Source organism: Stenotrophomonas sp. YJH_SMC_29 (assembly GCF_059371235.1).
Map to the genome: position 1 here is coordinate 268252 of NZ_JCAFUK010000003.1, position 16363 is coordinate 284614.

At 68.1% G+C, this 16363-nt stretch carries 14 protein-coding genes; 5 read left to right on the plus strand and 9 right to left on the minus strand.

Features of this window, described 5'->3' with window-relative positions; translation table 11 throughout:
* Nucleotides 1-30: 30 nt before the first annotated feature.
* From AC5P9I_RS05815 to AC5P9I_RS05825, 3 genes are read right to left on the minus strand one after another with little or no spacing between them, the layout of a single operon-like run.
* Entirely contained in the window at nt 31-3108 is a 3078-nt protein-coding gene (locus AC5P9I_RS05815; protein ID WP_049467072.1) for an efflux RND transporter permease subunit, read from the minus strand.
* Nucleotides 3105-4277 carry an efflux RND transporter periplasmic adaptor subunit gene (locus tag AC5P9I_RS05820; RefSeq protein ID WP_049467069.1) on the minus strand — a complete coding sequence of 391 codons (1173 nt, stop codon included), beginning with the start codon at nt 4275-4277 and terminating at the stop codon, nt 3105-3107. The genes AC5P9I_RS05815 and AC5P9I_RS05820 overlap by 4 nt, the downstream gene beginning before the upstream one ends.
* A complete protein-coding gene (locus AC5P9I_RS05825; RefSeq protein WP_049467067.1) occupies nt 4274-5521 on the minus strand; it encodes a TolC family protein in 1248 nt (415 codons plus the stop codon). Before AC5P9I_RS05825 ends, AC5P9I_RS05820 begins: the two co-directional genes overlap by 4 nt.
* A gap of 62 nt (nt 5522-5583) precedes the next feature.
* Here AC5P9I_RS05825 and AC5P9I_RS05830 point away from each other — a divergent pair, with 62 nt between their 5' ends.
* Together AC5P9I_RS05830 and AC5P9I_RS05835 are read left to right on the plus strand one after the other, a co-directional pair.
* Complete coding sequence (locus AC5P9I_RS05830) at nt 5584-6258, plus strand: response regulator (RefSeq protein WP_032962610.1); 675 nt, start codon at nt 5584-5586, stop codon at nt 6256-6258.
* Nucleotides 6251-7630, plus strand: coding sequence for a sensor histidine kinase (locus AC5P9I_RS05835; RefSeq protein ID WP_049467065.1), 1380 nt, complete (start codon nt 6251-6253; stop codon nt 7628-7630). Before AC5P9I_RS05830 ends, AC5P9I_RS05835 begins: the two co-directional genes overlap by 8 nt.
* A gap of 75 nt (nt 7631-7705) precedes the next feature.
* Here the strand turns inward: AC5P9I_RS05835 and AC5P9I_RS05840 are convergent, their stop codons facing one another.
* The gene (locus AC5P9I_RS05840) at nt 7706-10057 is read right to left on the minus strand and encodes a GH92 family glycosyl hydrolase (protein ID WP_049467063.1); all 2352 of its coding nucleotides are present in this window, start codon (nt 10055-10057) and stop codon (nt 7706-7708) included.
* A gap of 460 nt (nt 10058-10517) precedes the next feature.
* Here AC5P9I_RS05840 and AC5P9I_RS05845 point away from each other — a divergent pair, with 460 nt between their 5' ends.
* On the plus strand, nt 10518-10760 hold the full coding sequence (locus AC5P9I_RS05845; protein WP_049467061.1) for a hypothetical protein: 243 nt from the start codon (nt 10518-10520) through the stop codon (nt 10758-10760).
* A gap of 59 nt (nt 10761-10819) precedes the next feature.
* On the opposite strand, the gene AC5P9I_RS05850 is transcribed toward AC5P9I_RS05845, so the two are convergent.
* Both AC5P9I_RS05850 and AC5P9I_RS05855 read right to left on the minus strand, forming a co-directional pair.
* Nucleotides 10820-11143 carry a thioredoxin family protein gene (locus tag AC5P9I_RS05850; protein WP_049467058.1) on the minus strand — a complete coding sequence of 108 codons (324 nt, stop codon included), beginning with the start codon at nt 11141-11143 and terminating at the stop codon, nt 10820-10822.
* 5 nt (nt 11144-11148) lie between these two features.
* Nucleotides 11149-11565 (minus strand): host attachment family protein, encoded by a 417-nt coding sequence (locus AC5P9I_RS05855; RefSeq protein WP_014037377.1) that lies wholly within the window; start codon nt 11563-11565, stop codon nt 11149-11151.
* 180 nt (nt 11566-11745) lie between these two features.
* Between AC5P9I_RS05855 and AC5P9I_RS05860 the strand changes: the two genes are divergently transcribed.
* Both AC5P9I_RS05860 and proP read left to right on the plus strand, forming a co-directional pair.
* Nucleotides 11746-11883: a hypothetical protein gene (locus AC5P9I_RS05860; protein ID WP_187756621.1), complete on the plus strand. Its 138-nt coding sequence runs from the start codon at nt 11746-11748 to the stop codon at nt 11881-11883.
* Between the two features lie 262 nt (nt 11884-12145).
* Nucleotides 12146-13633: a glycine betaine/L-proline transporter ProP gene (proP, locus tag AC5P9I_RS05865; RefSeq protein ID WP_049467055.1), complete on the plus strand. Its 1488-nt coding sequence runs from the start codon at nt 12146-12148 to the stop codon at nt 13631-13633.
* 95 nt (nt 13634-13728) lie between these two features.
* Here proP and AC5P9I_RS05870 read toward each other — a convergent pair whose 3' ends face one another.
* The 3 genes from AC5P9I_RS05870 to AC5P9I_RS05880 form a co-directional block, all read right to left on the minus strand.
* Nucleotides 13729-14358: an ATPase gene (locus AC5P9I_RS05870; protein ID WP_049467053.1), complete on the minus strand. Its 630-nt coding sequence runs from the start codon at nt 14356-14358 to the stop codon at nt 13729-13731.
* 3 nt (nt 14359-14361) lie between these two features.
* A complete protein-coding gene (locus tag AC5P9I_RS05875; RefSeq protein ID WP_049467051.1) occupies nt 14362-14703 on the minus strand; it encodes a type II toxin-antitoxin system prevent-host-death family antitoxin in 342 nt (113 codons plus the stop codon).
* 69 nt (nt 14704-14772) lie between these two features.
* Nucleotides 14773-16359 carry a sensor histidine kinase gene (locus tag AC5P9I_RS05880; protein ID WP_049467049.1) on the minus strand — a complete coding sequence of 529 codons (1587 nt, stop codon included), beginning with the start codon at nt 16357-16359 and terminating at the stop codon, nt 14773-14775.
* Between the last annotated feature and the right edge of the window lie 4 nt (nt 16360-16363).

Here is a 16363-nt window from a genome sequence, read left to right on the forward strand (position 1 = left end):
GCCGAGCGTGGGCTCGGCTCCACAGCAGGGTCAGGCAATACGTGCCTCGCGGCGGCGATGCACCCAGTAGTACAACGTGGGCAGCACCAGCAGGGTCAGCAGCATCGCCGACAGCAGGCCACCGATCACCACCACCGCCAGCGGCTTCTGGGTTTCGGCACCGATCGCGTGCGAGGTCGCCATCGGCAGCAGGCCGAACATCGCCAGCAGCGCGGTCATCAGCACCGTGCGCAGGCGCTGCAGCGAGCCTTGTACCACTGACTGCAGCAGGTCCATGCCCTGCTCGCGCAGCTGGGCGAAGCGACTGAGCATCACCACGCCGTTCAGCACTGCTTGCCCGAACAATGCAATGAAGCCGATCGCCGCCGACACTGAAAGCGGAATGCCGGTCAGCCACAGGGCCAGGATGCCGCCGATCATCGCCAGTGGCACGTTGGCCAGGATCAGCGCGGCGCTACTGATGTCCTTGAAGGCATCGAACAGCAGCACGAAGATGATCAGCACCGACAGCGGAATCACCCAGCCCAGCCGCTTCATCGCCCGCTGCTGGTTCTCGAACTCGCCGGACCACTCCAGCTGGTAGCCCTCCGGCAACTGTACGCTGGCCTCCACGCGCTTGCGCATGTCAGCCACCACGCTGCCCATGTCACGCCCGGCGATGAAGATGCTCACCGCCTTCACCCGCTGCGCGTTCTCGCGCGAGATGTTGATCGCGCCGCTGGCCATGCGGAAGTCGGCCACGTCGGACAGCGTCACCGTGTGGCCATCGCCGATGCCGACCGGCACGGTGCGCAAGCGCTGCAGGTCGCGGTCGGCGTCGTCCAGGCGCAGCGTGATCGGGAACCTGCGGTCACCTTCCCACAGTTCGCCGACCTGGCGCCCGCCCAGTGCGGTCTCGATCACCTCGTCGATGTCGCGCACGTTCAGGCCGTAGCGCGCGGCGCGGTCGCGATCGATCTCGATCTGCAGTTGCGGCAATGAGCCGTCGCGGTCAATGAAGGCGCTCTCCACGCCCTCTACGCTACGCACCTGGCCGAGGATCGCCTGCGCCTGCTGGTTCAGCACGTCCAGGTCGGAACCGCTGACCTTGATCACCACCTGGCCCTTGATCTGCGAGATGCTCTCCAGGATGTTGTCGCGCACCGGCTGCGAGATCGAGAACTCAGGGCCCGGAATGCGCTGCTCCAGCGTACGCTGCAGATCACTGACCAGCTGCCGCTTGTCCACGCCCTTCGGCCACTCCTTCTCCGGCTTCAACGCTACCAGCGCCTCGATCTGGTTGGCACCCTTGGCATCGGAACCGTCTTCCGGGCGCCCCAGCTTGGCCACCACCGTCGATACCTGAGGAAAGGTGCCGACCAGCTCACGGATGCGCCGCGACTGCTGCTGCGCCTCGGCCAGGCTGGTGCTCGGGTCGAGCGTGGCGGTCAGCCAGATCGACCCTTCGTCCAGCTCGGGCAGGAACTCCGAACCCAGCCGCGTGCCCAGTGCCAGCGTGCCGACCAGCAGCGCAACCGCGGTCAGGACCACCGCACGCGGGCGGGCCAGTGCGCGCTCCAGGACCGGCCGGTACCAGCCGGTCAGGCGGTCCATCAGCGGATTGCCGTCGCGCATGCGATCGCGCCGCAGCCACCAGTAGCAGAACAGCGGCACCACGGTCAGCGCCAGGATCAACGCACCGATCAATGCCGAGGTCACCGAGTACGCCATCGGCGCGAACATGCGGCCTTCCTGGCGCTGCAGGGTGAAGATCGGGATATGCGCGGCGATGATGATCAGCATCGAGAAGAACGTCGGCCGGCCCACTTCCGACGCTGCCGAAAGAATGGTCGAGAACCGTGTCTTCCGGTCGGCCGTGGGTGGCAGCTTCGACAATCGCGAGACGATGTGCTCGGTCACGATCACCGCGCCGTCGATGATGATGCCGAAGTCCATCGCACCCAACGACAGCAGGTTGGCCGGCACGCCCCACAGATGCAGGCCGAGGAAGGTCGACAGCAGCGCCAGCGGCATCATCGCCGCCACGATCAGCGCGGCACGGGCGTTGTACAGGAACAGCCACAGCACCAGGAACACCAGCACCGCGCCTTCCAGCAGGTTGCTGAAGACGGTTTTCAGCGTGGTCGAGACCAGCCACGAGCGGTCATAGAACGGCTCGATGCTGACCCCGGCCGGCAGCTGGTTCGCCTCGATCTCGGCGATGCGCGCATGCAGCGCGTCGAGCACGTCGGAGGGATTCTCGCCCTTGCGCATCAGCACCATGCCGAACACCGCATCGTCGTTGTCGTCCTGGCCGACCAGGCCCTGCCGGGGCAGGCCGGTGTCGGCGACGCTGGCCAGGTCGCGCACCAGGATCGGCGTGCCCCCGCGCTGCGCCACCACCACGTTGCCGATGTCGGCCGGCGAACGCATCAGGCCCACGCCGCGGATCAGGAACTGCTGCTGGCCGCGTTCCACGTAGCCGCCGCCGGCGTTCGCGCTGCCCTTCTCCAGCGCCTCGGCGAATTCACCCAGGCTGATGCCGCGGTCACGCAGCTTGTCCAGGTCCGGCTTGACCTGGAAGGTCCGCGCGAAGCCGCCGAAGCTGATCACATCGGCCACGCCCGGCACGGTGCGCAGGCTGCGCTCCATCGTCCATTCCTGCACGGTGCGCAGCTGGGTCGGCGTCATGTGCGGGCCCTTCAGCACGTACCGGTAGATCTCACCCACCGCCGAACTCATCGCCTCCAGTTCCGGCGTCACCCCTTCCGGCAGCTCCACCCCCTGCAGGCGCTCCAGCACCTGCTGGCGCGCGAAGTAGTCATCGGCCTTGTCGTCGAAGGTCAGGATGATCATCGACAGGCCGAACTGCGTATGCGAGAACACCCGCACCGAATGCGGGAGGCCGGACAGCGCCACTTCCAGCGGCATCGTCACCTCGCGTTCCACCTCTTCAGCGGCGCGGCCCGGATGCAGCGATACCACCGTCACCTGGGTGTCGGACACATCCGGAAAGGCTTCCACCGGCAGCACGCGGAACGCGGCGATACCCGCGCCGATGAACAGCAGCAGTGCCAGCATCACCATCAATGGCTGGCGCAGGCAGTACGCAATCAGGCGATCAATCATGGCGCAGCGTGCCCCGTGCCGGTGCCGGCAGCGGCCGGCGCGCTGTCCACCAGCTGCTGCAGCAGCAGCCCGCCTTCAACCACCACCCTGGCGCCCTGGGCCAGGCCCTCACGCACCCACAGGCGGCCATCGCCCAGTTCCTCGGCATGCACGGCGTGGCGCGCGAAGCGGCCCTTGGCCTCCTCCACGAACACCACCTGCTTGCCGTCGATCAGCAGCACCGCGGCATCGGGCAGCGAGACACCGCCCTCGGCCGGCACTGCCACCTGCGCACGCACGTACTGGCCCGCCTTGAAACCGCGTGCACGGTTGTCCAGCTCGGCGCGCGCCTGCACCACGCGGCGCTCGCTGTCGACGAAGTCATCCACGTGCTGCAGGGTCGCCTGCAACGGTTGGCCATCGGCGCCGGGCACACTCACCTGCATGCCCGCCTTCAGGCGTCCGGCCAGGCGCTCGGGAACATCCAGCAGCAGCCACAGGCGGTCCGGATCGCCGATCACCGCCAGCGGCTGCTCGCTGTCGGGGCTGACCGCCATGCCCGGGCTCATCCGCCGCTCCACCAGCACGCCATCGATCGGCGTGCGCAGCGGCAGGCGCTGGTCCACGTGCTGGCCATTGCCATACGCCTTGGCGAAGGCGGTCGCGCGCGCGTGATCGGCCTGGCTGGCGGCGAAGTTGGCCTCGGCTTCGTCCAGTTCTCGGCCGGACGCCACACCCGCTGCGTGCAGCTCGCGGGTGCGGTCCAGTTCCCTGCGGGCCTGCTGCAGCTGCGCGCGACCACGCACACCATCAGCCTGGGCCTGGCCGAATTCGGGCGAGGTGATCCAGGCGATCACCTGGCCTGCCTTCACCTTCTGCCCAGGTTGTGCCTCGATGCGCGCGACCTGCCCTGCCAGCGGGGTGCGCAGCGCACTGGAGCGGGTCTCGTCCCAGACCACGCGGCCCGGCAGCTGCAGGTTGGCGCTGGCGACCGCGGTCACCGCCTCGCTGCGCAGTACATCCAGCTGGCGGCTGCTGGCGGGAAACTGGATCTGGCCGGCGCTGACCTGTGGCGCGTCCTCGGTGTACGACGCCGGTTCGCGGCCGCAGCCGCCCAGCAGGGCCAGCGCCAGCAAGGCGGGCAGCACGGCATGTCGCGCCTGCGGGCGGCAAGCGACGGTGAACTTCATCGAGACTCTCCTTCTGCAACGGATGTGGCCGCTTCCCAGCGCGCCAGGGCAATGGCATGGTCGGCACGCGCCTCGATCAACGCGGCTTCGAACTCGCGCCAGCTGCGGCGCGCGTCAAGCAGATCGGTCAGGCTGGCGGCGCCGCGGCGGTAGGCCAGTTCGATGCCCTGCACCGCCTTGCGTGCGGCATCGGACTGCAGCCCTTCGTAGTCGCTGCGACGCTGCGCGGCCGACCGCGCGCTGGCCTGCAGCTGGTCCAGTTCAGCGCGCGCTTCGCGCTGCAGTACCTGCAGTTCCAGCGCCGCACTGTCACGCTCGGCTTCGGCGCGCTGGATCGCGCCGCGTGCACGTGACGGGCCGCCGAGCGGAATCGTCAGCGATACGCCCCAGGTGACACCGCTGATGTCGGTCGGCTCGCGCTCGGCCTCCACTCCCAGCTGGATGTCGCGGTGGCGCTCGCTGCGCGCCAGGGCCACACCGGCGTCGGCGGCGACCAGGCGTGAACGCGCCGCGCGCAGGTCGGCGCGCCGCTGCGGGTCGAACGCGCGTGTATCGGCGATGTTGCCTGGATCGGGCCATGGATCATCGGCGCTGAGGTCATGGCTGTCGTCACGGCCAAGCAGCAGGGCCAATGCATGCCGCGCGTCGCGCAGGTCCAGCGCGGCCTCGCGCGCCGCATCGGCCACCGCGAGGTCGTCCACCGCCAGTCGCGCACGATCCACCGGTGCCATCGCCCCGGTGGCGACCTGCTTGTCAGCGGCGGCTAGCTGCTCGGTCGAGTTCTGCCGGTTGGCCTCGGCGATCCGCACCCGCTCCTGTGCGCCCTTCAGTCCGAAATAGGCTTCATGCAGCGCCACCTGCTGGCGGCGTCGCGTGTCGAGCATCTCCAGCCCGGCCACCTGCAGCAACGCGTCAGCCTGGCGGATGCGCAGCGCACGCTTGCCGCCGCGTTCCCAGGTGAAACCCAGGCCCAGCGTGCTGTCCATCCGCTTGTCCTGCCAGCGCCCCGGGCCGATGCCGTGCTTCGGGCTGATCTTGCTGCTGCCGATCGACAGCTCGGCCGCTGGCCGCAACGCGGCGGTCTGCGCATCGCCCTGCACCCCGCGCAGTTCCAATGCCATCGCGCGCAGGTCCGGGTTGTACGCCTCCATGGCGCGCTGCGCTTCCGCCAGCGACAACGCTGAAGCCACGGGTGCGCACAGCAGAGCGGCCAGCGCGGCCGCAAGACGAGGGGAGAAATTCATGCGCGTCACGGTAAGGTGACGCACTTGCGCCAAACTTGCCCCAACCTTGCACGAAGCTTGCAATGCGAATCCTGCTGATCGAAGACGACGCCGCTCTGGCCGATGGACTGATCCGCGCCCTGCAGGGCGCCGGCCATCTGTGCGACCACCTTTCGCGCGGCCTGCACGCGCCGGCTGCACTGGCCAGCGCGCCGTATGACGTGATGGTGCTCGACCTTTCATTGCCCGATGTCGACGGCCTCGACCTGCTCTCGCGCCTGCGCAATGACGGCGTCACCCTGCCGGTGCTGATCCTCACGGCGCGCGACGGTGTGGAGGACCGCATCCTCGGCCTCGACCGGGGTGGCGACGATTACCTGGCCAAGCCATTTGCACTCGGTGAGCTGGAGGCGCGCCTGCGTGCGCTGTCACGCCGCCGCAGCGACGCACCGGCACAGAAGCGGCTGGGCCGGTTGTGCTTCGACAGCATCCGCAATGAAGTGCAAGTGGAAGGCCAGCGCATCGAACTGACCGCGCGCGAGCTGTCGCTGGTCGAGGCATTGATGCAGCATCCCGGCCGCACCGTCACCAAGCAGCGCCTGTTCGACGCGCTGTACAGCTGGGACCACGAGGCCAACCTGTCGGTGATCGAAGTGCATGTCAGCCGCCTGCGCCGCAAGCTGGAGCAGGCACGCGCCGGCGTCGGCATCCGCATGTTGCGTGGCCTGGGGTATCGGCTGGAGGCCGGGGGTGACTGAGCGCGTGCACAGCCTGCGGGGCCTGCTGCTGCGTCGCCTGTGGCTGCCCCTGCTGGTGTTGCTGCTGTGCAGCGCGGTCGGTTCATTCGCGCTGGCCCGCTTCTACGCCGGCCAGGTCTATGACCGCTGGCTGCTGGACTCGGCGATGTCGTTGTCCGAGCTGGTGAAGGTGCAGGACGGGCGTGCCTCGATCGAGATCACGCCTGCGGTGTCGCGCATGTTCACCTGGGATACCGCTGACGAAGTGCATGGCGAAGTGGTCGACGCCGCGGGCGGGCGCCTGTATGGCGACCTGCCCGAAGCGCTGCCCCGCCCCGCGATCGCTGCCGGCGGCGACGATGCCGTCTACTACGACGCGCGCCTGCGTGGGCAGCCGGTGCGCATGGTCGAAGTCGTGGTCAGCGCCGGGCCGGGCCACGATATCCGCCTGCGCGTGGCCGAGACGCTGCGCAAGCGCCATCGCCTGGAGCGCAAGCTGCTGCTGACCAGCATCCCGTTCCAGGCCGCGATCCTGGCGCTGGCTGCGTGGCTGGCCTGGTCCGGTACCGGCGCGGCTGCACGCCACGCCAACCAGGTGGCACGGCGGTTGGCAAGCCCACGCCCCGACCCGCTGGCGCCACTGGAGCCGGCGCAGGAGGCGCCGCGCGAACTGTGGCCGGCGGTGGAGGCCTACAACGCCCTGCTGCAGCGACTGGACGCCATGCAGGCCGCGCAACGGCGCTTCGTCAGCAACGCCGCGCACCAGCTGCGCACGCCGCTGGCGGCGATGCAGGTGGAGCTGGAGAGTTCATTGCGGCAACAGGATCCGCAGGCCCAGCAGCTGGCGCTGTCCGGCACGCTGGCCGGGCTGGCGCGGCTGCAGCACCTGGTCAACCAACTGCTGATGCTCAGCCGTTCGGAGGATCCCCATGGCAGCGTACTGCCGCTGCAGCCGCTGGACCTGGCCGCGCTGTCGCGGGGCGTGGTCGAGCGCTACGCCGACCGTGCGTTGGCGGCCGACGTGGACCTGGGTTACGACGGACCCGACGACGGTGTGCAGGTGCAAGGTGATCCGCAGCTGCTGCGCGAGGCGCTGGGCAACCTGCTGGACAACGCGCTGCGCTACGGCGCGGCGCCCGGTGTGATCACCCTCGGCGTTCGGCAGGAGACCGACGGCGTGCAGGTGTGGGTGGACGACGACGGCGCCGGTATCGCCGAAGCCGAACGCGCGCGCGTCACGGAACGCTTCTACCGGGCCAGCAGCGAGGGCGAAGGCTGTGGGCTGGGGCTGGCGATCGTGGCCGAGATCGCGCAGCGGCATGGTGCGATGTTGAAGATCGAAACGGCGCCGCTCGGTGGCGCGCGGGTGGGGGTGCGGTTCCGTTCGCGTTGACGTCGTGCGTGCCAACCTAGGTTGGCACCTACCAGGTGCGGGGCAATGACGGCGGCAATGCGGCGCCGCTCCGCATCAGCGGCTCATCGAATACGGCGCCTGCGCGCCCTGCCCCGGCCAGTCCTTGTTCGGCTCGGCCTGCATGCGGAAGTGCAGTTCGCCGCCCGCCAGGATTTCGTCATGGCGCAGGAAGGTGCGCTGCAGCGGCTTGCCGTTGAGGCTGACGCTGCCAACGTACGTGTGCTTGTCATCCAGGCCCTCGGCCACGATGGTGAACGTCTTGCCGTTCGGCAGACGCATCGCGGTCCTGGGCAGGAACGGACGGCCCAGGATGTACTCGCCCGAGCCCGGCGCCACCGGGTAGAAGCCCAGCGCGGTGAACACGTACCAGGCCGACATCTGGCCGACGTCATCGTTGCCGGCCAGGCCATCGGGGCGGTCTGCATACTGGGTGTCCATGATCTGCTTCAACCGCGCCTGGGTGCGCCACGGTTGGCCCGCATACGAATACAGGTAGGCCACGTGGTGGCTCGGCTCGTTGCCGTGCGCATACCAGCCGATCAGGCCGGTGATGTCTTCCATGTGCTCGAAGATCGATGGATCCACCTTGGCGTTGAACACCTCGTCCAGGCGCGCGAGCAGTTTGTCGCTGCCCCCGTGCGCCGCCGCCAGGCCGGCGACGTCCTGCGGCACGTACCACGAGTACTGCCAGGCGTTGCCCTCGGTGTAGTCGGTGCCGTAGCCGCTGGCGCTGGGGTCGAACGGCGTACGGAAGCTGCCATCGCGCTTGCGCGCGCGCATGAAGCCGGTGTCCTTGTCGAACGCGTTGCGCCAGTTACCCGCGCGCTTGTCGAAGGTGGCCGCGATATCGGCCTTGCCCATCGCCTGCGCCATGCGTGCGATGGTCCAGTCATCAAAGGCGTACTCCAGCGTCTTGCTGGCCGCTTCGCCTTCCTCGTCGATCGGCACATAGCCCAGCTCACGGTACTGCGCGATGCCATCGTACGGGCCGTAATTGGCGGTCTCGACCATCGCCTTCAGCGCCTTGTCGGCGTCGAAACCACGAATGCCCTTCACGTAGGCATCGGCGATCACCGGCACGGCGTGGTAGCCGATCATGCACCAGTCTTCCAGGCCATGGAACGACCACACCGGGAGCATGCCGTAGGGACTGTGCTCATGATGCGCCAGCATCGAATTGACGAAGTCGCTGTTGCGCTTCTCCGGCTGCACCAGCGTCAGCAGCGGGTGCAGCGCGCGGTAGGTGTCCCACAGCGAGAACGTCGAATAGTGCGTGAAGCCGTCAGCCTTGTGCACCGCGTTGTCCGAACCGCGGTACTGGCCATCGGCGTCCATGAACAGCGTCGGCCCCAGCATCGTGTGGTACAGCGCGGTATAGGCACTGCGCCGCGCATGCTCGGGGGCATCGATATCGAGTACCGACAGCGCCTGCGTCCAGTCCTGCTTCGCCTGCGCACGCACCCGGTCGAAATCGAAGTCGGCCACTTCCGCGTCGAGGTTGGCGATGGCACCGGCCTCACTGACCGGCGAGATGGCTACCTTCACCACCAGCGGTGCATCCAGCTTGCCGAAGTTGAAGGTGCCGACCAGCTGCCGGCCTTCGATCTGGGCGCGCTGGGCCGGGTCCTTCTCGCCCGGCGGCGGGAAGCCCTTGTAGACGATGTCCTGCTCGGTGTTGTGCAGCTCATGGCCGGCCAGCGGCCGCGAGAAACGCATCGCGAAATACAGCTGGCGGCCCGGTGCCCAGCCACGGGTTTCGCGGAAGCCGGTCACGGTGCCATCGGCGCGCACCCGCACCCGCGACCACAGCACCTTGCCCGGGTAGTCGTACATGCTGGTACGCATGTCCAGCAGCACCTTGGCGTCGGTGCCCTTGGGGAAGGCATAGCGATGCACGCCCACGCGGGTACTGGTGGTCAGCTCGGCACGCACCTTGTAGTCGTCCAGGGTGACCGCGTAGTAGCCCGGCTCGGCCTTCTCGTCAGCGTGGCGGAAACGTGAGGCGTAGCCGCTGCGCGGCTTCTCCGGATCACCCCGCTCCAGCCCGGGGTTGCCGGTGAACGGCATCAGCAGGATGTCGCCCAGGTCCGAATGACCGGTGCCGGAAAAATGCGTGTGCGAGAAACCGACGATGCTGCTGTCGTCATAGCGATAGCCCGCTGCCCACCCATAGGCCTTTTCGCGCGGCTGGATGCGCGTGTCCGGGCTGAGCTGGACCATGCCGAACGGCACCGTCGCCCCCGGGTAGGTATGGCCTTCTCCGCCGGTGCCGATGAACGGGTCGACCGAGGCGTATGCCTTGTCGGCGACGGTTCTGGCTGGGGCCGCACTGGCCAAGCCGGAAGCGAACATCGCCGTGGCGGCGACAGCGATCAGGAGGCGACGGTCCAGCATGGGCATCGGCATTTGGATCGATTCAGGTGGTGGTCCGATCCTAGCACCGGCCCGGCCCTGTCGCATGCTGCACTGCGGCCGCCGGAACCGGCACGATGATCTGCACGTAATTGCATGGCCGGACGACGAGCCGCCTCATAGCCTTCCGGTCTCCCGCTTCCCGATCGGTGCCAATACGGCAATGGATGTCCACACATGCACTTCTGAAAGACCGCGCCTTCGGAGCGGGAGAAAGCGAGACGAACCATCAATTGGTACGCAGCGCCTCGATCTGCCCAGGATGGCGCCGCAGCGTACATACCGCTGCCGGGATTGGAACCCCCGAAAAGAAGGACAGAGATAGCTCGTCGTACCTGCGGCGGGCGCTGCGTGTGGCCGTCAGGCCCTCCGGTTTTCTCTGTTCCTTCCGGGAGTTCCAAGCACGCATCGCCCGCCACCCTTGCGGTGGCCCTCGCACCCAAGGAGTTTCCGCATGACCCAACGTCCACTCAGTCCGGCCATGGAGTCGCTGTTCCAGCGCATCGAACATGCCCTCAACAGTGCCGAAGGCATGGCCATCCTCATCGGCGAGCAGTACGGCCCCGAACCGAAACCTCCCGCGCCGATGGGCTACAACGCCAGAGAGATCGCCAATGCGATGGTCATGTTGAGCCAGCATGGCCGGTCGTTGCTGCAGAAGCTGCGTGCGGAAGCGGAAAAGGTGACCTATCACTAGGTCGCCCTGCAGCCGAGCCTGCTCGGCGCCGTGCGCACCGCACGCAGCGATTGCTGCCTTCAATCGGGCAATGCGCCCTGCAAGGTGGCGAGGTCGGCGCTGTCGACCGGCCTCACCACGCGCGCCACTTCCTGGCCGTCATGCAGCAGCACCACGGTGGGCCACAGTTTTACCTTGAACGCACGCCCCAGCGGCTTTCCCTTGCCATCCTCGATCTTCCAATGCACCAGATCGTGGGCATCCACGAATGCCTGGAGTGCGGGCTGGGCGGCCTGGCAATGGCCACACCAGGGTGCACCAAACTCCAGCAGCTGCCAGCCCGCCTGAGCCTCCACGTCCGCGCCAGCGGGCTCGACCGCCGGGTAGTCACGCATGAACGGCATGCCGGTTACGCCGCCAACGCTTTCTGGATATCCGCCAACGGAGCATTGGTCAGGTCCTTGGCAATATCGCCCAGCAGGCGGGCCTGGACCTCCTTGTGCAGCAGCGGGCGGATGCGGCCCAGCGTGGTCGGGTCTGCCACCAGCACCAGGTGTGCATAGCGGTTGTTGAGCGCATCTTCGTTCAACTGCTCGGCCACCTGCTTGGCGAACGTCGCCTCGTTGAGCTGCGAAATGGACATGTCCTTCGGCACCGCGCCGGCCGGGCCCTGACCAGAGACGCCCTGCTCGCTGATGTCCTGCAGGCGCAGCTCACCTTCCTGCTTCAACGCCAGCTGATGTTCGCTGCCGACGTTGGTGAACACGCGGGCCGAACCACCATCGGCGACGATGATCAGCGTGCCTTCGGGAATGCGACGGGTCATGCGATGCTCCTTCTCGATTGCGTTCAGCGCTACCGTAGACAGCGTGGCGTGAGCGCTGCGGCCAGAGTTCGTTCAACGCATGTCATTGCACGCTGCGCGGATGAACAGGCGCCATGGAACACAGCGTGCAGATCAGTCTGCTTCGCCGCACGCTCACGCCGATGCCGTTATGATGAATGGATGATCGACACGACCGACACGACCCACTACGTGACGGGCGCACCTGTTACGTGGGAAGCACTGCCGACCGGCGCTTCGCTTGCCACGATCGCTCCCGCCCTGCCGTTCCACCGCCTCGCGCTGGATCCTGGCGGATGACGCCCGCAGGCCCTCGGCCTGCACGCCCCACGCTGCTGTGACCGCCGGCCGCTGACTGCGCGACCGCTGTGATCCCGTCGCTGCGTTTCCGCCGTTGCGGCGGTGCGTTGCCGTGCGCGTGGCGTCGTGCCAGCACACATTCCCCGGCCCCCTCACGCCACTCACCGATGCCCCTGCGCCACCTGCGCCTGCATCGCCGTTTCCGATTTCCGGGACCTACCTCACCGCTCATTTCCCCTCTTCTGTCCACAAGGGAGCCCTCATGCAGGACACCCCCGATGCACATGCCCATTTCGGCTGGTTCAAGCGCCGCCGCCACCTGAAGGTCGATGAGATCACCGTCGTCGACAAGCCCATGCTCAAGCGCGCCGTCGGCGCGGCCGCACTCGGCAATGCCATGGAGTGGTTCGACTTCGGTGTCTACGGCTACCTGGCCGTCACCATCGGCCAGGTGTTCTTCCCGTCCAGCAATCCCACCGCGCAGGTGATCGCCGCGTTCGCCACCTTCACCGTGGCGTTCCTGGTGCGGCCGCTGGGCGGCCTGGTGTTCGGCCCGCTGGGTGATCGTTACGGCCGCCAGAAAGTGCTGGCTTTCACCATGATCCTGATGGCGCTGGGCACCTTTTCGATCGGCCTGATTCCCGCCTACGAGCGCATCGGCATCTGGGCGCCGGTGCTGTTGCTGCTGGCGCGCGTGGTGCAGGGCTTCTCCACCGGCGGCGAGTACGGCGGCGCGGCCACCTTCATCGCCGAGTATTCCACCGACCGCAACCGCGGCCTGATGGGCAGCTGGCTGGAGTTCGGCACGCTGGGCGGCTACATCGCTGGCGCCGGTACCGTCACCGCGCTGCACATGCTGCTGAGCAGCGGGCAGATGCTGGACTGGGGCTGGCGCATTCCGTTCCTGGTGGCCGGCCCGCTGGGCCTGCTCGGCCTGTACATGCGCATGAAGCTGGAGGAAACCCCGGCGTTCCGCGCCTTCGCCGAGGAAGCCGAGAAGCGTGAGCACGAGCGGCCGGGGCTGGGTGCTCTGTTCCAGGTGCATGGCCGCCAGCTGCTGGTGTGCATGGGCCTGGTGCTGGTGTTCAACGTCACCGACTACATGCTGCTGACCTACATGCCCAGCTACCTCAGCGTCACCATGGGCTACGCCGAGAGCAAGGGCCTGCTGCTGATCATCATCGTGATGCTGGTGATGATGCCGCTGAACATCGTCGGCGGGTTGTTCAGTGACCGGCTGGGCCGGCGCCCGATGATCATCGGTGCGTGCATCGCGCTGCTGGTGCTGGCCATTCCGTGCCTGCTGCTGGTCGGCAGCGGCAGCGACGGGCTGATCTTCCTCGGCCTGATGCTGCTGGGGCTGGCGCTGGTGTGCTTCACCAGCTCGATGCCGTCCACGCTGCCGGCGCTGTTCTACACCCCGGTGCGCTACAGCGCGCTGTCGATCGCCTTCAACGTGTCGGTGTCGCTGTTCGGTGGCACCACGCCGCTGGTGACCGCGTGGCTGGTGGAACGCACCGGCGACCCGCTGGTGCCGGCCTATTACCTGATGGGCGCGGCGGTGATCGGGCTGGTGACCATGCTGTTCGTGAAGGAAACCGCCGGCCTGCCGCTGCGCGGTTCACCGCCGGCGGTCGGCAGCGAACGGGAAGCGGCTGCGCTGTTGAAGAGCGATGTGCCGGTGACGGTGGACCCGACCCTGCCGCCGCTGCCGGAGGCTTCAGAGGCCGAGCAGGTGAAGCCGGCCTGAGGCTCGGCGGGACCCGCGCTGTACAGCCGAGCCCGCGCTCGGCTGCCTTTCGGGGATCCGCCGGGCATGGGCCCGGCGCGACGCCACGTGCGACATCAATCACCCCGGGTGTTCAACGCCATCGCGCGCATCACGATGGGCTTGGCCCAGCCGGGCGTGTGCAGCAGGTCGGCTACCGCAATCGGGTACTGCAGTTCACCCGCGGCCATGGCCAGTACCGGCAGCGGCACCACGCAGCCGTCGGCATCGGCCGGCGCGCTGTTGTCGTAGACATGCAGCTCGGCCAGGTGCGGCAGCAGCTCCAGCAGGTTCGCGCGCGCCGAATCGAAGCGCGCGTGGATCTTCTCCACTGGAATGTCATGGCCACCGGCGGCGACCCGCGCGGCAACGCGGGCGACATGCAGCTCGACGTTGGCCAGGCCACAGAACCAGATGGCTACCTGGTGGTGGTCGCACGCCTCGCGCAGCAGGCGCGGGATGGTGTTGCCCCCCAGCGTGGTCTCGAAGGCGAAGTCGGTGCCATCGGCCATGGCCTGGCGCAGGCGGCGGGTGCCTTCCTGCCAGGCCTCGGCGTTCGCCTCCGGCAGCGGCCAGCCGGCATTGACGAGGCGGCGGGTGAAGGAATCCGGGTTGAACCAGCCCAGCCCTTCGGCGTTCAGCCAGGTACCCAGCAACGAACTTTTGCCGGCGCCATTGACGCCGGCCAGCGCCAGGATGCGTCCCATCGATCAGAGCGGACGGCCGAGGGTGACCTTGCCGCCGCGCCGGATCGGCTGTCCCAGCACCTTGGCCAGCCCCGCCCCCTGCTGCAGGCCGGCCAGGGTCTGGTCGAACTCGCTACGCAGGCGCTGCAGTTCTTCGTTGCGCTCGCCGGCATCACCGCCGGCGGCCTTGGCCAGCAGTTCCTGGTAGGTGCGGATGTCCACGATCACCGCTTCCGGGTGATTGTGGTTGGTGATGACCAGCGCCTGCTTCTCGCGCACGGTGCGCATCAGGCTCGGCCAGCCTCGGGTCTTCACCGACGAGGCCGGGGCCTTCTCAAGGCCAGGCAGGTCCAGTGGCAGGGTCATGGCATCGCTCCAGGCGGGGTGGACGCCCCCACTATACCCAATTTGGCCAAATTGGGGATAAATCCCCTTTCAGCCCGATGATCCCGCCTCCGGGGCATCGGTCTGCAGCAGGCTGTCGCGCTCGCGCAGCGGGAAGCGGATCCAGGCATCGAGCCCCTGCGAGCCAAAGCGCAGCTCGCCGCTGCCGGCCAGCTCGTACGGCACGCGCTGCTCGATCAGCGCCCGGCCCAGGCCGCGCTGGCGTGGCATTTCCCAGCCCTCCACGTCGGCATGGCGCTCGCACCAGTGCAGGCCCAGCCACGGTTCGGCGTCCTGCACCTGCAGATGCCAGGACACCTCGATCCGCCCCGCCTCGCGCGCGGCCGCGCCATAGCGCAGCGCGTTGCTCGCCAGCTCATGGATCGCCAACGACAGGACCTCGGCCGCTTTCGGTGGCAGCAGCACGTCTTCACCGTGCAGCTCGCACAGGCCCGTGCCCGGCATCTGCGCCGACACTTCCTCTTCGATCATCCCGCGCAGGCAGACCCCGGCATTGCCGCCGCGGGTCAGCAGGCTCTGGGTGCGCGCCAGCGACATCAACCGCCCGCACAGCCGCTCGGCGTACTCGTCCACGCTGGCCACGGTGCTGCGCGTCCGCCAGGCAAGGGCATGGATGGTGGACATGATGTTGCGGACCCGGTGCTGCAGCTCCGCCAGCAGCACCGCCTGGCGCTCGGTGGCGCGCTTGAGGTCGTCGATATCCACCGCAATGGCGAACACCCCGGTCACCTCGCCGTCTGCATCGCGCAGCGGCGCAGCGGCGACGCGTGTCCAGCGGGCGCGCCCGTCGTCATGGATGAACTGGAACTCCAGGCCAGGGACCACCGTCTCCCCCCGCAGGGCGCGGGCGATGGCGAAATCATGGGGCTCGATGCGCGAGCCGTCGGGGTGCCATCCCTGCCAGCGGTAGTGGTTGGCGTGATCGGTGTACGGCACCTTGCCGGTGGGCAGATAGGTCCGCATCCGGTCGTTGGACAGTTGCAGGCGGCCTTCGGCGTCGACAATGCAGACCCCCACCGGCAGCACCTTGAACGCCAGCGCCAGGCGGCGGTCGCTCTCCCGGCGCTTCTGCTCCTCGCGTTCACGGGCGGCCTGCGCGACATGCGCCGCCGTTGTCTCGAACATGGTCACCAGCACGCCGTTGATGCGCCCTTCCTCACCGCGGATGGGGCTGTAGGTGATGGTAAACCAGACATCCTCCAGCCGTCCCCGCCGCGCCAGCGGATAGAGCTTGTCCTCATAGGTGATGGTCTCGCCCTGCCACACCCGCTGGTAGATCGGGCCGTTGATGTGCCAGACCTCGGGCCAGCACTCGCGCGTGGGCTGGCCAAGCCCGCCCGGATGCTTGTCGGCGAGGATCTCGGCATAGCCATCGTTGTAGAGCTGCACCAGCTGCTCGCCCCACAGCACGATCATCGGGAAGCCGTGGGCCAGCATCAGGTCGACGGTGGCGCGCAGGTGCGGCGGCCATTGCTCGATCGCCCCCAGTGGCGTGCCTGACCAGTCGTGGCGGGCAATTCGGGCGGCCATGCCGTCATGGCGCGCATGCGCCTGCAGCGACGGCGGCATGCCCGCCGGGCGCTCAACGGCCTGCAGACCCTCGATGCGGCGTGACATGCCG